Consider the following 13,721-nt stretch of genomic DNA (forward strand, 5'->3'; position numbering starts at 1 on the left):
ACGAGGAGCACGGTGAACGCGCGAAGCCGGGCCCGCCCGTCTCCACGGGAGGGCCCGGCCGGGGCCGCTTTCAGGCGGCGGGGGCGCAGTCCGGGCAGAGGCCGCGGTAGGTGACCTCGACGTCGGAGACCATGAAGCCGTAGCGCTCGTCCGCCGGGAGGTCCGCCAGCGGGTTGCCCGCGGGGTGCACGTCCCGGATCGCGCCGCACCGGCCGCACACCAGGTGGTGGTGGGGGCGGTGGGCGTTCGGGTCGTAGCGCTTGGCCCGGCGGTCGGTGGACACCTCCAGCACCTCGCCGAGGGACACCATCTCCCCAAGCGTGTTGTAGACGGTGGCGCGGGAGATCTCCGGCAGCCGGGAGACGGCCCTCGCGTGGACCTCGTCCGCCGTCAGGTGCACGTGGTCCCCGTCGAGGACCTCAGCCACGACACGCCGCTGCGCCGTCATGCGCCAGCCGCGTCCGCGAAGTCGTTCCAGCAGGTCGCTCATGGGGCCCAGCCTAACAGTGGAGGGAAGGAATCCCGATCGGGTGTGACTTTGGACGTGCGGTGATTCTGGATCTTCCATGATCCTGGATGGACGGTGATCTTGGATGGAAATCTGATTTGGATGCTCGCTTGACTTGGACTTTGTCCATTGTAGGATCGAGACCGGCATAGGCCAAGGGACAGGCTGCGCTGACCATCGACCCCGCGACAGAGGCGGGCCGATCACCGAAGCGCAGGACATGACGCAGGAGGCGCACGTGACGCAGGGACCGCTCACCACGGAGGCCGGCGCGCCGGTCGCCGACAACCAGAACAGTGAGACCGCGGGCCCCGGCGGTCCGGTTCTCGTCCAGGACCAGGCGCTCCTGGAGAAGCTCGCCCACTTCAACCGCGAGCGCATCCCGGAGCGGGTCGTGCACGCCCGCGGCGCCGGCGCGTACGGCACCTTCACGCTGACCCGTGACGTCTCGCAGTGGACCCGGGCGAAGTTCCTCTCCGAGGTCGGCAAGCAGACCGAGACCTTCCTGCGCTTCTCCACCGTCGCCGGCAACCTCGGCTCCGCCGACGCCGTGCGCGACCCCCGCGGATTCGCGCTGAAGTTCTACACCGAGGAGGGCAACTACGACCTCGTCGGCAACAACACCCCGGTGTTCTTCATCAAGGACGCCATCAAGTTCCCCGACTTCATCCACACCCAGAAGCGCGACCCGTACACCGGATCGCAGGAGGCGGACAACGTCTGGGACTTCTGGGGGCTGTCGCCCGAGTCGACGCACCAGGTGACCTGGCTCTTCGGCGACCGCGGCATCCCGGCCACGCTGCGCCACATGAACGGGTACGGCTCGCACACCTACCAGTGGAACAACGAGGCCGGCGAGGTCTTCTGGGTCAAGTACCACTTCAAGACCGACCAGGGCATCAAGAACCTCACCCAGGAGGAGGCCAACAGGCTCGCCGGCGAGGACCCCGACAGCCACCAGCGCGACCTGCGCGAGGCGATCGAGCGGGGCGACTTCCCCTCCTGGACGGTGCAGGTCCAGATCATGCCCGCCGCGGAGGCGGCGACCTACCGCTTCAACCCGTTCGACCTCACCAAGGTGTGGCCGCACGCGGACTACCCGCCGATCGAGATCGGGAAGCTGGAGCTCAACCGCAACCCGCAGAACGTCTTCGCCGAGGTCGAGCAGTCCATCTTCAGCCCCGCGCACTTCGTGCCGGGCATCGGCCCCTCCCCGGACAAGATGCTCCAGGGCCGCCTCTTCGCGTACGGCGACGCCCACCGCTACCGCGTCGGCATCAACGCCGACCACCTGCCGGTGAACCGCCCGCACGCCACCGAGGCGCGGACCAACAGCCGGGACGGCTACCTCTACGACGGCCGTCACCAGGGCGCCAAGAACTACGAGCCGAACAGCTTCGGCGGCCCCGCCCAGACCGACCGGCCGCTGTGGCAGCCGGTCCCGGTCACCGGTGTCACCGGCAACACCGAGGCCCCCGTGCACGCCGAGGACAACGACTTCGTGCAGGCGGGCAACCTCTACCGGCTCTACTCCGAGGACGAGAAGGCCCGGCTGATCGACAACCTCGCCGGGTTCATCGCCAAGGTCTCGCGCGACGACATCGCCGAGCGCGCGATCAACAACTTCCGCCAGGCGGACGGCGACTTCGGCAAGCGGCTGGAAGCCGCGGTCCAGGCCCTGCGCGGCTGACCGGGCGTTTGCCGTCGACGGTGGGCCGGACTCCCTCACGGGGGTCCGGCCCACCGGTCGTCGGGGTACGGGAGACGGGTGGCGGGACGGCCGGGAGCGGCGGGCCTCAGCCGGCGGCCGCGACCGGGCGCCGACGGCGGGCGGGCGACCAGCAGCGGATGATGTCGCGCACCGACACGATGCCCACCGCGCCCTCGCCGTCCAGCACGATCAGGTGCCGGAACCCGCCGTGCGTCATGGCTTCCGCGGCCTCCTCCAGGGTCCAGGCCGGCGCGGCGAACACGACGTCGGTGGTGGTGTGGGCGGATACGGTCTCCCGGGCGGGGTCCAGCCCCGCCCCGACCGCGTCGAGAATGTCGCGCTCGGTGATGATGCCGAGCCCGAAGGTGTCCGGATCATGGACGACAGCCGCTCCGATCCGGCGGGCCGACATCAGCCGGGCCGCTTGGTGGAGCGTATGGGTGGGGCCGACGGTGAGGACCACCGTGCTCATGGCGTCACGGACGAGCATGAAACGAGCCACCTCCTCGGTGAACCCACTCTGTGAGTCGATTCACAAGTTCACAAGCGGGGGAGTCCCAGAGTCGCACCCTCGGGGCGGGCCGACAAGAGGTGGGTGAAGTGCGGGGAGGGCGTGCGGACATCTCATGCCGCGCCCCCACGCGCCGCGTGAACCGGGTGGTTTCGGACAGGCCCGCGCACCCGGGGTTCGGCAGAGCCGTGCCGGGAAACCCGGAAGCGCACCGGCCCCGGCAGCCCGGCGGAGGGGTGTCAGGGCCGCAGTTCGGGGCAGCCGGACCGGGCGGTGTCAGGGCCGCAGTTCGGGGCAGCCGGACCGGGCGGTGTCAGGACCGCCGGTCGAGGTAGCTCAGCAGGTCGTCGTGGAGCGCGCCGTTGGAGGCCGCCGCGTTCCCGCCGTCCACGCCGTCCACCCCGTCCAGCGAGGTGAAACGACCGCCCGCCTCCTGCACGATGATCGCGTTCGCCGCCATGTCCCACAGCGACAGCTCCGGCTCGGCGCAGAGGTCCACGGAGCCCTCCGCCACCATCATGTACGGCCAGAAGTCCCCGTACCCCCGCGTCCGCCAGCAGGCCCGGGTGAGGTCCAGGAGTCCGTCGAGGCGGCCCTGTTCCTCCCAGCCGGAGAGCGAGGAGAACGCGAACGAGGCGTCGGAGATCCGGTGCACCTTCGACACCTGCATCCGGCTTGCGGAGGTGAGGCTGCGGCCGGTGAAGGCGCCCGCGCCCTTCGCCGCCCACCAGCGCCGGTTCAGCGCCGGCGCGGAGACCAGCCCCACCACCGGCTGGAAGTCGCCCCCCGGGCCCGCTTCCATCAGCGAGATCAGCGTCGCCCACACCGGCACGCCGCGCACGTAGTTCTTGGTGCCGTCGATCGGGTCGATCACCCAGCGGCGCGGACCGCTTCCCTCGACCCCGTACTCCTCGCCGAGGATCGCGTCCCTGGGGCGGGCCCGACGCAGGTGGCCCCGGATCAGTTCCTCGGCGGCCTTGTCGGCCTCGCTCACCGGGGTCATGTCCGGCTTGGTCTCCACCTTCAGGTCGAGAGCCTTGAACCGGTCCATGGTCGCGGCGTCGGCGGCATCCGCCAGTACGTGGGCGAGGCGCAGATCATCGTGGTAGTCGGGCATGCCGTCACAGTATCCAGGGCCGTCGTGCGCGGGCCAACGCGCCCCCGGCCGCCGCCTTCTCCGCGCCCCCTTGACAGCCCCCACGAGCGGGTCAACTCTGAACCGCAGGAATCCCGGGGCAGGGGGTGGCGGCGATGCGGAGAGCACGGCAGGCCCTGCTGGAGGCCGCCCACCGGGCGCTGGAGGACCGGCCCTGGCGCGCCGTGCGCATGGCCGACGTCGCCGCCCTGGCCGGGGTCTCCCGGCAGACCCTCTACAACGCGTTCGGCACCAAGGAGGGGCTGGCCGGGGCCCTGCTGCGGCGGGCCGCCGAGGACTACCTCGCCGGGGTGGACCGCGCGCTGGGCGCCCCGGGGCCCGACCGCCCGGCCGCCGTCGCCCTCTGGACCCTGCGGGCCGCCCGGCAGGACGTGCTGGTCAAGGCGTTGCTGACCGGGCACTGGGCGGACGGGCTGCCCCGCCCGGACCGCCGGCCGGGCTCCCGGGGACGTACGGGCGGGCAGCCGCCGCCGACCCCCGAGGAGCTGCTCGCGCTGGTGCGGGCGCGGACGGCGGACGCCACGCCCGGGGGCGCGGCGGGACGCTGCGAGATCGCGTTACGGCTCGCGCTGTCCTGCGTGGTCGTCCCGGTACCGGGCGACGACGCGGCGGACAGCGGTGCGCTGCGGCTGGTCCGGGAGGCGGCCCGGCCCCTGGGATAGGAGCGGGCGGTGACGGGAAGCCGGCCGGGGCTCAGTGCGCCGAACCGGAGAGCTGGAGGCCGATCACGCCGACGATCACCAGCGAGATCGAGACCAGCTTCAGAGTGGAGACCACGTCGCCGAGGAAGACCATGCCGTAGATCGCGGTCCCGGCCGCCCCGATGCCGGTCCACACCGCGTACGCCGGGCCGACGTCCAGCTTCCTCAGCGCCAGGGTCAGCAGACCGAAGCTGCCCAGCGCGAACGAGGCGAACGCGATCGTCGGCCAGAGCCGGGTGAATCCGTGGGAGAGCTTCAGACACACGGCGAAGCCGGTCTCCAGCAGTCCTGCGACCACGACCAGCAGCCACGCCATCGTCAGTTGCCTCCCGCGTAGGTGACGGCTTCGTCCCGCTCGGTGCGATTATGCCTTTACCGGTCGTTGAAGCACGCAAACATGCCCGGGCGGCCGCGGCCGACTCCGGCCGGACGGTCCCGTCAGCCGTCCTCGCGGCGTCAACCGTCCTGGTTCCGTCAGCCGTCCTCGCGCCGTCAGTCGCCCTCGCGCCGCTCCCGGGTCGCGAGCAGTCTGCGCAGGGAGTCCAGCCGGGCCGGATCGGCGTGCCCCTCGGCCACCCAGGCGTCCAGAGCGCATTCGGGCTGGTTCTCGTCGTGGGTGCAGCCGCGCGGGCACCCCTCGGTGCCCGGCACCAGGTCGGGGAAGGCGTGGATGACGCGCGAGGGGTCGACGTGGTGCAGCCCGAAGGAGCGCACGCCGGGGGTGTCGACCACCCAGCCCCGGTCGCCGGGCAGCGGCAGCGCGAGAGCCGAGGTGGTGGTGTGCCGCCCCCGGCCGGTGACCGCGTTGACATCGCCGGTGGTCCGCCGCCGGTCCTCCGGCACCAGGGCGTTGACCAGGGTCGTCTTGCCGACCCCGGAGTGCCCGACGAAGGCGGTGATCTTGCCCGCCAACTGCTCGCGGACCCGCTCCGCCGCGCCCCCCGTCTCCAGCTCCTCACGGCTGGTCACGATGTACGGGACGCCGAGCGGGGTGTACGCCTCCAGCAACGCGTCCGGCGATGCCAGGTCGGACTTGGTCAGCACCAGGAGCGGGGAGAGGCCGCCGTCGTACGCCGCGACCAGGCAGCGGTCGATCATGCGCGGCCGGGGCTCCGGGTCGGCCAGGGCGGTGACGATCGCCAGCTGGTCGGCGTTGGCGACGACCACGCGCTCGTACGGATCGTCGTCGTCCGCCGTGCGGCGCAGCACCGTACGGCGCGGGGCGATGCGCACGATCCGGGCCAGGGTGTCCTTCTCGCCGGAGAGGTCGCCGACGATGGAGACGGTGTCTCCCACCACGGCGGCCTTGCGCCCCAGCTCACGGGCCTTCATCGCCACCACGGTCCGGCCCTCGACGAGGCAGGTGAGCCGGCCCCGGTCGACGGTGAGGACCATGCCGTCCTCGGCGTCCTCGTGCTTGGGCCGGATGTGGGTGCGCGGGCGGTTGCCCTTGCGGTTGGGGCGGACGCGGATGTCGTCCTCGTCGGGGTTCTTCCCGTAGCGGCGCATGGGTCTAGGCCCCGAGCATTCCGGTCCACAGGGCCGGGAAGTCCGGCAGGGTCTTGGCGGTCGTGCCCACGTTCTCGATCTCCACGCCCTTCACCGCCAGACCGATGATCGCCCCCGCGGTGGCCATCCGGTGGTCGTCGTACGTGTGGAAGACGCCGCCGTGGAGCGGGCGCGGGCGGATGTGCAGCCCGTCCGCCGTCTCGGTGACGTCGCCGCCCAGCTCGTTGATCTCCTTGGTCAGCGCGGCCAGCCGGTCCGTCTCGTGCAGCCGCAGATGGGCCACCCCGCTCAGCGTCGAGGGGGAGTCGGCCAGCGCCGCGACCGCCGCGATGCCCGGGGTCAGCTCGCCGACCTCGCCGAGGTCCACGTCGATGCCGTGGATACGGCCCGTACCGGTGAAGGTCAGTCCGTGCTCGGTCAGCTCGCAGCTGCCGCCCATCGCGGTGAAGATCTCGCGCAGTGCGTCGCCCGGCTGGGTGGTGCGCTCGGGCCAGTCGGGGATCGTGACCCGTCCGCCGGTCACCAGGGCCGCCGCCAGGAACGGCTGGGCGTTGGAGAGGTCCGGCTCGATCGTCAGGTCCCGGCCGAGCAGGGCGGAGGGGGAGACCCGCCAGACGTTCGGTTCGCCGCCCGTCTCCGGCTCGTCCACCTGGGCGCCGACCGCGCGCAGCATGTCGACGGTCATCCGGATGTGCGGCATCGAGGGGAGCGTGGTCCCGGTGTGCCGGACCTCGACGCCGTGGTTGAAGCGCGGGGCCGACAGCAGCAGCGCCGAGACGAACTGCGAGGAGGACGAGGCGTCGATCGACACCGGGCCGCCCACCAGCGCCCCGCCGCCGTGCACGGTCAGCGGCAGCGCCCCGCGCCCGTCGTCGTCGATCCGCGCGCCGAGCGCCCGCAGCCCCTCGATCACGCCGGTCAGCGGGCGCTCGTAGGAGCGGGGATCGCCGTCGAAGCGGACCGGGCCGTCGGCGAGGGTGGCGACCGGCGGCAGGAAGCGCATCACCGTGCCGGCGTTGCCGACGTCCACCGTCGCCGGGCCGTGCAGCCCCGCCGGGATGACCCGCCACGCCTCGCCCGTGGCGTCCGGGGAGGCCGCGGCGGACGGGCTGCTCGCGGACGAGGAGGAGACGGTCTCCTCGATGCCGACGCCCATGGCGCGCAGCGCGTCGGCCATCAGCAGGGTGTCGCGGGAGCGCAGCGGGCGGCGCAGCCAGCCCGGCTCGGAGGCCAGCGAGGCCAGCACGAGGGCGCGGTTGGTGACCGATTTCGATCCGGGCACGGTGACGGTCGCGTCGACGGCGCCGCTCGCGTGGGGAGCGGGCCACAGGGCAGGGTGCACGGAACTCTCGGTCATGGCCCTTACTTTAGTGGTTCCGCACCCGCCTGGTTCCTGGCGAAAAGTGCGCAAACCATCCCGTAGCCAGCCAGGGGGGCGGACCGGGACGGTCGGCCGGCCCTCACCAGCCGAGCAGCCACCGGCCGCCGCCGGTCAGCGAGCACAGCGACACCGCGTGGAAGAGGAACAGCCACAGCACCGCCGGGGCGTCCGTCAACCGGGCCAACTGGTCGGCGTCGGAGTCCGGCGCCCCGCCGTGCCGCCGCTTGGACTGGAGCTCGAACGGCGGCCGCACCCCGCCCAGCAGCAGGAACCACACCACCGCGTACGCGAACGCCGACTGCACGTCCGACGAGGCCAGCCAGGACACCATCAGGAACGTGGCGCCGGTCAGGATGACGGTGAGCGCCCCGTACACGTTGCGGATCATCACCAGCATCACCGCGAGCAGCGCCGTCGCCACCCACAGCAGGAGCGTGATCCTGCCGTTGGTGAGCAGCCAGGCGCCGCCCAGGCCCAGCAGGGAGGGGGCCGTGTAGCCCGCCGCCGCCGTGAGGATCATGCCGATCCCCGTCGGCTTGCCGCGGCTCACGGTCAGCCCGCTGGTGTCCGAGTGCAGCCGGATGCCGGAGAGCTGCCGTCCGGTGAGCAGCGCCACCAGGCCGTGGCCGCCCTCGTGCGCGATGGTGATCGTGTTGCGGGCGAGCCGCCACAGCGGGTCGGGCACGACGGCGATCAGCGCCAGGACGGCCGTCACCACCACCAGCCACTGCTCGGGGGCGGGCTGGGTGCCGGTGACGCGATCCCACAGATCGCCCAATTCGCTGCTGTTCATCGGCCGGGCGACTCCTTGCGGTCGGGGTGGGCGGTCGTGGCAGTCTGGCACTTATGTGCGGACGGTTTGCAGCCAGTCGGAAGCCCGAGGACCTGACCGGACTCTTCGGCGTCGAGAAGTGGGAACCCACCGAGACCCTGGAGCCGGACTGGAACGTGGCGCCGACCAAGAAGGTCTACGCGGTTCTGGAGCGTCCTGTTAAGGACGCCGACGACCCGCGTCCGGTTCGCCAGCTGCGCGCCCTGAGATGGGGGCTCGTACCCTCCTGGGCGAAGACCCCCGACGGCGCCGCCCGGCTGATCAACGCCCGCGCGGAGACCGTCCACGAGAAGCCCTCCTTCCGCCGCGCCTTCGCCCAGCGCCGCTGCATCCTGCCCGCCGACGGCTACTACGAGTGGGTCACCGGCGCGCAGGAGCGGCAGTTGGAGGAGGAGAAGGGCAAGAAGCGGCCCCGCAAACAGCCCTACTTCGTCACCCCCGCCGACGGTTCGGTCTTCGCGATGGCCGGGCTGTACGAGTTCTGGCGCGACGCGACCCTCCCCGGCGACCACGAGAACGCCTGGTGGGCCACGTGCTCGGTGATCACCACCGAGGCGGAGACCACTCCGCTGGCCGTCGCCCCCGCAGAGGGGCCCGAGGTGCTCGCCGACATCCACCCCCGGATGCCGCTGATGCTCACCCCCGACCGCTGGGACACCTGGCTGGACCCCACGCACACCGGCGTCGACGAACTGCGCGCCCTGCTGGAGCCGCCGCCGGGCGGGCTGATGCGCGCCTACCCGGTCGCCACCGCCGTCAGCAACGTCCGCAACAACGGGCCGGAGCTGCTGGAGGAACTGGCCGCCCCGGAGGAGTCCACGCTGTTCTGAGCGGCAGGCGGGCCCGCGCGCCGTTCCGCTTCGCGCACGGGGGAGGATGGGGCGGTGAGCCGTCGACCCCGTACGCAGAACGTCGTCACCGACGCCGGTGAGGCCCGGATCACCTGGGTTCCCGCCACCACCGCCGGGCCCCGCCTCGTCCTCGCCCTGAGCCACGGGGCCGGCGGCGGCATCGAGGCCCGGGACCTCCAGGCCCTCGCCCGCGCCCTGCCCGGCCGCGGCGTCACCGTCGCCCTGGTGGAGCAGCCCTGGCGGGTGGCCGGCAAGAAGGTGGCCCCCGCCCCGAAGACCCTGGACGCCGGGTGGCGCGGAGTGTGGCCCGCCCTGGCCGCCGCCGGGCCGCCCGTCGTCGCCGGGGGCCGCAGCGCCGGGGCCCGGGTCGCCTGCCGGACCGCGGCCGGACTGGGCGCGGCGGCCGTGCTCGCGCTCGCCTTCCCGCTCCACCCGCCGGGCAGGCCCGAGAAGTCCCGCGCCGCCGAACTGCTCGGCACGGGCGTACCCACGCTGGTGGTGCAGGGCGGCGGCGACCCCTTCGGCCGGCCCGGCGAGTTCCCTCCCGGCCGGTACGCGTTGGCCGAGGTGCCCCACGGCGACCACGGGTTCGCGGTGCCCAAGAAGTCCGGGCTGACGGAGGAACAGGCGATGGGCGTCCTCACCGACGCGGTCGCCGGATGGCTCGCGCCCCTCGGATGACCGCCCGGGCCCCGCCCGGAGGAGGCGCCGCCGACCCCGGGAATGCCCCGCCCGGGGGCGCTGTTGTTCGGGACGTCGGTGCAACAACGTCGTACGTGGAGAGGGAGTCCGTCGCATGGGTTCGACCATCTGCCCCAGTCGCTCGAACGCCGCTGACCTGGAGTGGACCGTGCTGCCCGCGGCGAGGACCACCCCCGAGCGGCTCGTGGGCGGTGGTGATCGACAGGCCGTCCGCAAGCAAGGTCGACTATTCTCCGATGCGAGCGGGTCCGGTCTCGGTCCCGCCACATCGTTGGAGGAGGTGGGTCCGGTCACTGGGACCGACACAGGGACCGACGACGGCCGTGCACCGGAGACGCCGGCCGAGCGCAACGCGCGCTTCGAGCGGGACGCCCTGGGCTTTCTCGACCAGATGTACTCGGCGGCGCTGCGCATGACGCGCAACCCGGCCGATGCCGAGGACCTGGTCCAGGAGACCTACGCCAAGGCGTACGGCTCCTTCCACCAGTTCCGTGAGGGCACCAACCTCAAGGCGTGGATGTACCGCATCCTCACCAACACCTTCATCAACTCGTACCGCAAGAAGCAGCGGGAGCCCCAGCGCAGCGCCGCCGAGGAGATCGAGGACTGGCAGCTCGCGCGGGCCGAGTCGCACATGTCGACCGGTCTGCGCTCGGCCGAGTCCCAGGCCCTGGACCATCTCCCGGACTCCGACGTGAAGTCGGCGCTCCAGGCGATTCCCGAGGAGTTCCGCATCGCCGTGTACCTCGCCGATGTCGAGGGCTTTGCCTACAAGGAGATCGCGGACATCATGGGGACACCCATCGGTACGGTGATGTCCCGGCTGCACCGCGGCCGTCGCCAACTGCGCGGCATGCTGGAGGACTACGCGCGCGAGCGCGGGCTCGTCGCGGCCGGCGCCGGTGGTTCGGACGATCGGAAGGGCTCGGCCTCATGAGCTGCGGAGAGCCGCACGAGACGGATTGCTCGGAGGTCCTCGACCACCTCTACGAGTTTCTCGACCGGGAGATGCCCGAGGGCGATTGCACCAAGTTCGAGGTGCACTTCGAGGAATGCTCCCCGTGCCTGGAGAAGTACGGCCTCGAACAGGCCGTGAAGAAGCTGGTCAAGCGCTGCTGCGGGCAGGACGACGTTCCGACCGACCTGCGCTCCAAGGTGATGGGCCGGATCGAGCTGATCCGGGCGGGCGAGGCCGTGCCCGAGCAGGACGTGGCCGTGCAGGACGCGGACCGGACCGCCACCGCCGCCGAATAGTCACCCGAAGGTGCTAATCGGCTCCGTAACGGCTCGGTGAACACTCCAACTCGCTAGCGTGGCGCGTCCATCGACCATGCGGGGGCGAGTGAGGGCGTGAGGGGCACACCGGGGGCGGCGCGCGTCGTGATCCTGGCCGCCGTTCCCGGCGCGATCCGGTGCACCCTCCCCGCGTACGCCCCCGGCGCCCCGGCCCCGTGGGGCGCGGCGGCCGTGACCGCCGCTCTCGGCCCCGGCTGGGAGACGGCCGGACGCCGGTCCCGTGCCGGAGGCTCCGTACGGGTCGCCGCCGGGCTGTTCCCCCCGGGCCCCTCCCCGCCGCCTTCATGCGGTCGGCTGCCGTCCCCGGCGCTCCGGCCGGGCGGATGGAACGGCCGCCGTCCGCTCCCCGCCGGGCCTCCCCGCCCACCCTCGTCCGCGCCGCCGCCCCCTGGCCCCGTGCCGCCCCCGGCGGGGCTGTGGTCCGCCGGTCCGGCGGTCGCCGCGGCGGTGGTCCGCCAGGCCGATTCCGGTCCGGGAACACCTGCCCGCCGCCGGAATCCTCAGGGCGGCCGACGCGTACGACGAGCTGTGCGGGGCAGGCGTGGGCGGGCCGCCCGGCGCGCTCCGGCAGCTCACGCTCGGCACCGGGTACGACCACCGGCCGCAGGGGGCGGAGGCCCTGGGGCGCGTCCTCGCGCGAGGCGGTCTGGCCCCGGCCGGAGCTGGGTAACCCATGGGTAATGAGCGGGCGTCCGGCCGGGCATGGTTGGATGCGAAAGCAGAGCGGATGTCGAGGGTGTCCAGTCGGGACAGGCGGGAATCGTGAGGATCTTCGGGAAGGTACGGCATCGGCCGTCCGCCTCTTGGCGGCAGGCCACGGACCGCGCGTTCACGCTGATCGGCGACGGCCGGTACGAGGACGCGGGGGCGCTGCTGACGCGCGCGGCGGATCTGGAGCCGTGGCTCTCGGAGTCCTGGTTCAATCTGGCGCTGCTGCACAAGTTCCGGCACGACTGGGAGCAGGCGAGGGCGGCGGGGCTGCGGGCCGTCGCGCTCCTCGACCGCGAGTCGGGCGCCCCGGACTGGTGGAACGTGGGCATCGCCGCCACCGCGCTCCAGGACTGGCCGCTGGCGCGGCGGGCCTGGCAGGCGTACGGGCTCAAGGTCCCCGGCGGCGGCCAGCACAGCGCGGCCACCACCGAGCCGTCCGGCATGGAGCTGGGCAGCGCCGCGGTGCGGCTCTCGCCCGAGGGCGAGGCCGAGGTGGTCTGGGGCCGCCGGCTCGACCCGGCCCGGATCGAAGTGCTCTCGATCCCGCTGCCGTCCTCCGGGCGGCGCTGGGGCGAGGTCGTCCTGCACGACGGAGTGCCCAACGGCGAGCGGGTCACCGCCGCCGGGCCCGCGTACCCGGTGTTCGACGAGATCGAGCTGTGGGCCCCCTCCCCGGTGCCGACCTGGGTGGTGCTGCTGGAGGCGGCCACCGAGGAGGACCGGGACGCGCTGGAGAAGCTGGCCTCGGACGCGGGGTTCGCCGCCGAGGACTGGTCCTCCTCCGTGCGGCTGCTGTGCCGGGCCTGCTCGGAGAGCCGGATGGAGAGCGACGAGGGCGACGGGGAGCACCTGGACCCGCACGACCACAGTGAGCCGGGCCACCCCGGGCCGCTGGGCCACCGCACGGCCGGGGCGGGGGGCCTGTGGGTGCCGGAGCGGGAGTGCGGCCTCGCGGCCCCCGCCGGGCTGGTGCGCGGACTGTTGGACGGCTGGGTCGCCGACAGCCCGGACAGCCGTGAGTGGCGGGATCTCGAAGAAGTCTGCTGACCGCTGCCCGTAGGCTGTACGCGCACCGGTCGCGGTGCTGCTCCTCCCGCGCTTCCCGGTTCCGGACGGGATGCGGCGGGATCACCGAGTTCAGGGTTTGCAGGAAGGCGTACGGCGGACATGTCGCAGCAGGAGACGGACGGGCGGATCGACGTGGACGACGAGGGGTTCGTCGTCGACACCGAGGAGTGCGAGGAGCGCGAGGCGGCCCACCGCGCGCGCGGCACCTCCCGTCCGATCACGGTCGTGGGCAACCCGGTCCTGCACAAGGAGTGCAAGGACGTCACCGCGTTCGACGACGAGCTGGCGCGGCTCATCGACGACATGTTCGCCAGCCAGAAGACGGCCGAGGGCGTCGGCCTCGCGGCCAACCAGATCGGCGTGGACCTGAAGGTCTTCGTCTACGACTGCCCGGACGACGACGGGGTGCGCCACACCGGCGTCGTCTGCAACCCGGTCCTGGAGGAGCTGCCCCCCGAGATGCGGGTGCTGGACGACTCCAACGAGGGCTGCCTCTCGGTCCCGACCGCGTACGCCTCGCTCGCCCGCCCGGACTACGCGGTGGTGCGCGGACAGGACGCGCAGGGCAACCCGATCCGGGTCAAGGGCACCGGTTACTTCGCGCGCTGCCTCCAGCACGAGACGGACCACCTGTACGGCTACCTGTACATCGACCGGCTCTCCAAGCGGGAGCGCAAGGACGCGCTGCGCCAGATGGAAGAGGGCACGCCGCGCTACGAGGTCGTCCCGAACGGCTGAGCACGACTTCGCGGGGCCCGGAGCCGGTCGTCGGCGCCGGGCCCCG

General features: G+C 72.7%; 15 protein-coding genes. 8 read left to right on the top strand and 7 right to left on the bottom strand.

From position 1 onward, the window contains the following. Positions 1 to 70: 70 nt before the first annotated feature. The gene (locus ACH4K1_RS20445) at positions 71 to 490 is read right to left on the bottom strand and encodes a Fur family transcriptional regulator (RefSeq protein ID WP_398090696.1); all 420 of its coding nucleotides are present in this window, start codon (positions 488 to 490) and stop codon (positions 71 to 73) included. A 256-nt stretch (positions 491 to 746) separates the two neighbouring features. Here ACH4K1_RS20445 and ACH4K1_RS20450 point away from each other — a divergent pair, with 256 nt between their 5' ends. Next, positions 747 to 2,198, top strand: a complete 1,452-nt coding sequence (locus ACH4K1_RS20450) for a catalase (RefSeq protein WP_398090697.1) — start codon at positions 747 to 749, stop codon at positions 2,196 to 2,198. 106 nt (positions 2,199 to 2,304) lie between these two features. Here the strand turns inward: ACH4K1_RS20450 and ACH4K1_RS20455 are convergent, their stop codons facing one another. Then, the gene (locus ACH4K1_RS20455) at positions 2,305 to 2,709 is read right to left on the bottom strand and encodes a cyclic nucleotide-binding/CBS domain-containing protein (protein WP_398090698.1); all 405 of its coding nucleotides are present in this window, start codon (positions 2,707 to 2,709) and stop codon (positions 2,305 to 2,307) included. A gap of 334 nt (positions 2,710 to 3,043) precedes the next feature. Then, positions 3,044 to 3,847 (bottom strand): histidinol-phosphatase, encoded by an 804-nt coding sequence (gene hisN, locus ACH4K1_RS20460; protein ID WP_398090699.1) that lies wholly within the window; start codon positions 3,845 to 3,847, stop codon positions 3,044 to 3,046. Positions 3,848 to 3,981: 134 nt separating this feature from the next. Between hisN and ACH4K1_RS20465 the strand changes: the two genes are divergently transcribed. Continuing rightward, positions 3,982 to 4,548, top strand: a complete 567-nt coding sequence (locus tag ACH4K1_RS20465; RefSeq protein ID WP_398090700.1) for a TetR/AcrR family transcriptional regulator — start codon at positions 3,982 to 3,984, stop codon at positions 4,546 to 4,548. A 31-nt stretch (positions 4,549 to 4,579) separates the two neighbouring features. On the opposite strand, the gene ACH4K1_RS20470 is transcribed toward ACH4K1_RS20465, so the two are convergent. From ACH4K1_RS20470 to ACH4K1_RS20485, 4 genes are all read right to left on the bottom strand, one after another. Beyond that, complete coding sequence (locus ACH4K1_RS20470; protein ID WP_398090701.1) at positions 4,580 to 4,903, bottom strand: DMT family transporter; 324 nt, start codon at positions 4,901 to 4,903, stop codon at positions 4,580 to 4,582. A 176-nt stretch (positions 4,904 to 5,079) separates the two neighbouring features. Then, positions 5,080 to 6,096: a ribosome small subunit-dependent GTPase A gene (gene rsgA / locus ACH4K1_RS20475; RefSeq protein WP_398090702.1), complete on the bottom strand. Its 1,017-nt coding sequence runs from the start codon at positions 6,094 to 6,096 to the stop codon at positions 5,080 to 5,082. 4 nt (positions 6,097 to 6,100) lie between these two features. Continuing rightward, positions 6,101 to 7,453 carry a 3-phosphoshikimate 1-carboxyvinyltransferase gene (gene aroA, locus ACH4K1_RS20480; protein ID WP_398090703.1) on the bottom strand — a complete coding sequence of 451 codons (1,353 nt, stop codon included), beginning with the start codon at positions 7,451 to 7,453 and terminating at the stop codon, positions 6,101 to 6,103. A gap of 103 nt (positions 7,454 to 7,556) precedes the next feature. After that, positions 7,557 to 8,270, bottom strand: a complete 714-nt coding sequence (locus tag ACH4K1_RS20485; protein WP_398090704.1) for a M50 family metallopeptidase — start codon at positions 8,268 to 8,270, stop codon at positions 7,557 to 7,559. A 53-nt stretch (positions 8,271 to 8,323) separates the two neighbouring features. Between ACH4K1_RS20485 and ACH4K1_RS20490 the strand changes: the two genes are divergently transcribed. From ACH4K1_RS20490 to def, 6 genes are all read left to right on the top strand, one after another. Then, entirely contained in the window at positions 8,324 to 9,139 is an 816-nt protein-coding gene (locus ACH4K1_RS20490; RefSeq protein WP_398090705.1) for an SOS response-associated peptidase, read from the top strand. A gap of 54 nt (positions 9,140 to 9,193) precedes the next feature. Beyond that, the gene (locus tag ACH4K1_RS20495) at positions 9,194 to 9,841 is read left to right on the top strand and encodes an alpha/beta family hydrolase (RefSeq protein WP_398090706.1); all 648 of its coding nucleotides are present in this window, start codon (positions 9,194 to 9,196) and stop codon (positions 9,839 to 9,841) included. A 301-nt stretch (positions 9,842 to 10,142) separates the two neighbouring features. After that, positions 10,143 to 10,799, top strand: a complete 657-nt coding sequence (locus tag ACH4K1_RS20500; RefSeq protein ID WP_228990643.1) for a sigma-70 family RNA polymerase sigma factor — start codon at positions 10,143 to 10,145, stop codon at positions 10,797 to 10,799. Further along, positions 10,796 to 11,116, top strand: coding sequence for a mycothiol system anti-sigma-R factor (gene rsrA, locus ACH4K1_RS20505; RefSeq protein WP_398090707.1), 321 nt, complete (start codon positions 10,796 to 10,798; stop codon positions 11,114 to 11,116). Before ACH4K1_RS20500 ends, rsrA begins: the two co-directional genes overlap by 4 nt. A gap of 804 nt (positions 11,117 to 11,920) precedes the next feature. Then, positions 11,921 to 12,916, top strand: coding sequence for a hypothetical protein (locus tag ACH4K1_RS20510; RefSeq protein WP_145798011.1), 996 nt, complete (start codon positions 11,921 to 11,923; stop codon positions 12,914 to 12,916). Positions 12,917 to 13,036: 120 nt separating this feature from the next. Continuing rightward, a complete protein-coding gene (def, locus tag ACH4K1_RS20515) occupies positions 13,037 to 13,675 on the top strand; it encodes a peptide deformylase (RefSeq protein WP_398090708.1) in 639 nt (212 codons plus the stop codon). Positions 13,676 to 13,721 lie beyond the last annotated feature (46 nt).

Source organism: Streptomyces sp. NPDC017448 (genome assembly GCF_044330565.1).
Lineage (GTDB): Bacteria > Actinomycetota > Actinomycetes > Streptomycetales > Streptomycetaceae > Streptomyces.